This is a genomic window from Pseudokineococcus marinus, from assembly GCF_013004605.1.
Classification (GTDB): Bacteria; Actinomycetota; Actinomycetes; order Actinomycetales; family Quadrisphaeraceae; genus Pseudokineococcus; species Pseudokineococcus marinus.
Map to the genome: position 1 here is coordinate 1 of NZ_JABEMA010000230.1, position 4,936 is coordinate 4,936.

4 protein-coding genes are annotated in these 4,936 nt (G+C 77.5%); 2 read left to right on the plus strand and 2 right to left on the minus strand.

Translation table 11 applies throughout. The features are described from left to right. Together HLB09_RS12830 and HLB09_RS19440 are read right to left on the minus strand one after the other, a co-directional pair. The coding region (locus HLB09_RS12830) for an aldo/keto reductase (protein ID WP_171203746.1) at positions 1-825 on the minus strand (825 nt) is incomplete at its 3' end. 2 nt (positions 826-827) lie between these two features. Continuing rightward, complete coding sequence (locus tag HLB09_RS19440; protein WP_171203747.1) at positions 828-1,874, minus strand: glycosyltransferase family 4 protein; 1,047 nt, start codon at positions 1,872-1,874, stop codon at positions 828-830. Positions 1,875-1,954: 80 nt separating this feature from the next. On the opposite strand from HLB09_RS19440, the gene HLB09_RS12840 reads away from it, so the two are divergent. Together HLB09_RS12840 and HLB09_RS12845 are read left to right on the plus strand one after the other, a co-directional pair. Next, a complete protein-coding gene (locus HLB09_RS12840) occupies positions 1,955-3,793 on the plus strand; it encodes a proline--tRNA ligase (RefSeq protein ID WP_171203748.1) in 1,839 nt (612 codons plus the stop codon). Positions 3,794-3,900: 107 nt separating this feature from the next. Then, positions 3,901-4,674, plus strand: a complete 774-nt coding sequence (locus HLB09_RS12845; RefSeq protein ID WP_409373008.1) for a TSUP family transporter — start codon at positions 3,901-3,903, stop codon at positions 4,672-4,674. Positions 4,675-4,936 lie beyond the last annotated feature (262 nt).

Genomic DNA, 4,936 nt, shown 5'->3' on the forward strand with positions numbered 1-4,936 from the left:
CTGCGTCGTCGCGACGAGCACCTCGTCGACGGGCAGGCGCGCCGCGCGCGCCAGGAGCGCCTCGGCCAGGCCGCCCGGTGCGTCGAAGGCCGTGCCGCGCACCGCGTCGCGCCAGCGGCCGGCCATCGCGGCGTCCCCCTCGAGGACGCGCCGCAGGGTGGCCAGGTGCGCCCCGCCGCCGCCGAGCAGGCCGTGGCCGACGCGCACGCTTACGGACGGCGGGAGGTCGACGGGCGGCGCGAGCGGTCCGACCTCGTGGTGGACGACGGTGAGCAGACCGTGCCCGCGCTGCACCGCCGCCGCGGTGAGCCGGTTGGCCGTCGCCACGCCGACGGCGCCGACGTCCCCGGCGTCGACGAGCCGGCGGAGCACGCCCAGCAGGTCGTCGTCGACGTCGTGGGGCGAGACCTCGTGCAGCAGCAGGCGGTCGACCCGCCCGTCGAGGCGGCGCAGGGACCGCTCGACGGACGCGCGGACGTCCGCGGGGCGGAAGCGACCCGTCGCGCGGGTGGCGCGGCGGTCGAGGGCGGCGTCCAGGGCACCGGCCGGTGCGGCGGGCAGGAGGCGCCGCGCGACGCCCGTGGCGAGCTGCCGGGCGGTGCGACGTCCCGACCGCGGCTCCAGGCCCGTCTTCGTCGTCACGGCGAGGACGCCCTCCCGCCCCGCGAGGAAGGCGCCCAGGACCGGCTCCGAGCGACCGCCGCCGTAGAGGGGGGCGGTGTCGAAGCGGCGGACGCCGGCGTCCCAGGCCGCCTCGAGCAGGCTCCGGGAGGTCGCCTCGTCGGCGAGGGCGAAGAGGTGCGCGGTCCCGGCGACGACCTCCACGGTCAGCGGCCCCGTCCGCCCGCGAGGGCGTCCTCGTAGACGCGCTGCAGGCGGTCGACGTGGACGTCGAGGCTGAGCTCGCGGCGCTGCAGGTCCCGCAGCTCGTCGCCGTAGGCCCGCCGGGCGTCGTCGTCGTCCGCGAGGCGGCGCAGGTGCGCCGCGGCGGCCTCGTGGTCGCCCGGGGGGAAGAGGGCGGCGACGGGGTGCTGGCCGAGCGTCTCGAGGTGGCCGGCGGCGCCGGCGGCCACCACGGGGGTCCCGAGCGCCATCGCCTCGAGGACGGTGAGGCCGCAGGGCTCCGTCGGCGCGGGTGCGAGCAGGGCCGAGGCCTCGCGGAAGAGGGCGCCCGGGTCGGGGTGCCAACCCGTGAACTCCACCGCACCGGCACCGGCACCGGCGCCGTCCAGCGACTGGCAGAGCCGCTCGAGGTCCGCGCGGTCCTCGCCGTCGCCCGCGACGACGAGCCGCCATCCGCGGTCCGCGAGCCCGGAGGCGGCCCAGGCGCGCAGCCCCGTGGGGGTGTCCTTCTCCGGCACGAGGCGGTGGGCCATCACGACGGTGCGCGCGCGGGGCGCCGTGACGTCCGGCTGCTCGCGCACCCCGTTGAGGAGCACGACGTCCGCGGGCCGTTCGAGCTGCTCGCTGGTCCAGGTCGAGACGGCGACCTCCACGGCGAGAGCCCTCCGAACGAGCGGGGCGACCGCCCGGGCGCCGCGGCCGTGACCGCGGGGGGCGGTGATGTGCCTCGTCGAGACGCGCCTCCCACGGGTGGTCGGGGCCGCGAGCAGGGCGGCGTAGTCGGCGCGCGTCAGGTGGCTGTGGACGACGTCCCGCCGACCTCCCGACCGGAGCGCGCGGACGACGTCGCCGAGGCGGGCGCCCGCGACGTGGCGGGCGCCCGTCCCCGACAGGAGGGGGCGGACCACGTCGCCCCGTCCTCCCACGACCACCACGTCGTGGCCACGGCGGGACTGCTCGCCCGCGACGTCGACCACGTACCGCTCGAGGCCGGCGAACTGGTCGGTCGCGACGACGTGGGTGATGCGCACCGCGGCACGGTAGCGAGGACCGGTCCGCCGACGAGCCGCACCGGCAGGTCCCGCCCGTCCGGCCCAGTAGCCTCGCGGTCGTGCTGCTGCGGATGTCGTCCCTGTTCGTCCGGACCCTGCGCGAGGACCCGGCCGAGGCCGAGGTCGCGAGCCACCGGCTCCTCGTGCGGGCGGGCTACGTGCGTCGCGCCGCCCCGGGCATCTACACGTGGCTGCCGCTGGGCCTGCGGGTGCTGCGCAACGTCGAGCGGGTCGTCCGCGAGGAGATGGACGCCATCGGCGGCCAGGAGGTCCTGTTCCCGGCGCTCCTGCCGCGCGAGCCCTACGAGGCGACGGGCCGCTGGACGGAGTACGGCGACGGCATCTTCCGGCTCAAGGACCGCAAGCAGGGCGACTACCTGCTGGCCCCGACGCACGAGGAGGTCTTCACGCTGCTCGTGAAGGACCTGTACTCCTCGTACAAGGACCTGCCGCTCATGGCCTACCAGGTGCAGACGAAGTACCGCGACGAGGCGCGGCCCCGGGCCGGGCTGCTGCGCGGGCGCGAGTTCGTCATGAAGGACGCCTACTCCTTCGACGTCGACGACGCCGGGCTCGAGCGCAGCTACGCCCGCCAGCGCGAGGCCTACCTGCGCGTCTTCGCCCGCCTCGGGCTCGAGGTCGTCGCCGTCAAGGCGATGTCCGGGGCCATGGGCGGCTCGATGTCGGAGGAGTTCCTCCACCCGACGCCGGTGGGCGAGGACACCTTCGTGCGCTCGCCGGGCGGCTACGCCGCCAACGTCGAGGCCGTGACGACCCCCGTGCCCGACGCCGTGCCGCTCGAGGGGCTGCCCGCCGCCCACGTCGAGGACACGCCGGGGACGCCGACGATCGAGACGCTCGTGGCCCACCTGCAGGCCGAGCACCCGCGCGAGGACCGTCCCTGGACGGGCGCCGACACGCTGAAGAACGTCCTCGTCGTCGTCGTGCACCCCGACGGGCGCCGCGAGCCCCTCGCCGTCGGCCTGCCCGGCGACCGGGAGGTGGACACGACGCGCCTCGAGGCCGCGCTCGCCCCGGCGACCGTCGCGCCGTTCGAGGCCGCCGACTTCGCCGCGCACCCCGAGGTGGTCAAGGGCTACCTCGGCCCCGGCGTCCTCGGGCCGAACGCGCCGCTGGGCGAGGACGGCGAGCGGGCGCCCTCGACCATCCGCTACCTGCTCGACCCCCGCGTCGTCGACGGGACCCGGTGGGTGACCGGCGCGGACGCGGACGGCCACCACGTCCTCGACCTCGTGGCGGGTCGGGACTTCACGGCCGACGGCGTCGTGGAGGCCGCGGAGGTGCGCGCCGGCGACCCGGCGCCGGACGGCTCCGGCCCGCTGGAGCTGGCCCGCGGCATGGAGATGGGCCACATCTTCGCGCTGGGCCGCCGCTACGCCGAGGCCCTCGGGCTCACCGTCCTCGACGAGAACGGCAAGCAGGTCGTCGTGACGATGGGCTCCTACGGCATCGGGGTCAGCCGCGCCCTCGCCGCCATCGCCGAGGCCGGCGCCGACGACAAGGGCCTCGTGTGGCCGGCGGCCGTCGCGCCCGCCCAGGTGCACGTCGTCGCGGCCGGCAAGGGCGAGGACGTCGTCGCCTACGCCGAGCAGCTCTCCTCGGACCTCGTGGCCGCGGGTCTCGACGTCCTCCTCGACGACCGCCCGAAGACCTCCCCGGGCGTGAAGTTCAAGGACGCCGAGCTCCTCGGCATGCCGTACGTCGTCCGCGTGGGCCGGCGCCTCGCCGACGGCGTCGTCGAGCTCGAGGACCGCCGCACCGGCGAGGTCGCCGAGGTCCCCGTCGGCGGCTCGACGACCGGCGCGGTCCTCGCGGCCGTCCGCGGGGAGGGGCGGGAGACCCACGAGGCCGCCGCCGTCGTCGGCGACGGGTCCTGAGCGCGCTCGCGGGCGCCTCGCTGCCCGGCGCCGTCCTGCCGGGACTCCTCGCGAGCGCCCCGGCGTCGGCCGCGGCGGGCGGTCCGCTGCGGGTCACCGACCTCGCGCTGGGGACGGTGCTCCTGCTCGTCGTCGCGGCCGCCACGGCGGGGTGGGTCGACGCCGTCGTCGGCGGCGGCGGGCTCGTCCAGCTCCCGGCGCTGCTCCTCGTGCCCGGCATCGCGCCCGTGCAGGCGCTCGCGACGAACAAGCTCGCCGGCATCGCCGGCACGAGCGTCAGCGCCGCGACGTACCTGCGGCACGCGCCACCGACCGCGCGGCCCTCGGTGCGCACCGCCGTCCCCATGGCGCTGCTGGCGCTGGCGGGGGCGGCCGGGGGAGCGGCCCTGGCGTCGTCCCTGCCGGGGGCGGCGCTCGAGCCGCTCGTGCTGGCGGCGCTCCTCGTCGTCCTCGTCGTCGTGGTGGCCAGGCCGCGGCTCGGGGAGACGACGACCCAGCGCCTCCACGGCGCCCGCGAGGTCGCTGCGGCCGCGACGCTGGGCGCCGTCCTGGGGGCCTACGACGGGCTGCTGGGCCCGGGCACGGGCACGTTCCTCGTCTTCGCGCTCGTCGGCGTGCTCGGGCTCGCCTTCCTGCGGGCGACGGCGACGGCGAAGGTCGTCAACGTCGCCACCAACCTCGGTGCCCTGCTCGTCTTCGCCCCCCAGGGCCACGTGGTCTGGGGACTGGGGCTCCTCATGGCCGCCGCCAACGTCCTCGGGGGCTACGTCGGCGCCCGCACGGCCGTCGCGCGGGGCAGCCGCTTCGTGCGCGTCGTCTTCCTCGTCGTCGTCTCCGCGCTGGTCCTGCGCCTGGGCGCCGACGTGCTCGGCCTCGCGTAGGGACGCCTCGGGAGGCACGAGGGGCGAGTCGTCGCCTGATCGCCCTGGTGAGGCCGTCTCCTGGGGCGAGTCGTCGCCTGTTCGCCCTGGTGAGGCCGTCTCCCGGGGCGAGTCGTCGCCTGTTCGCCCTCGGGGGCGCTGTCGTCACCCGCTCGCCGGCCCCGGGGGAGCGGCGGGTCCGTCGTCAGGGCGCCGAGGTGCCGGGCAGCGCCAGGGCCGCCGGGTCGGGCGACGGCCGCCACGGCAGCGCGGCGGCCGCCGA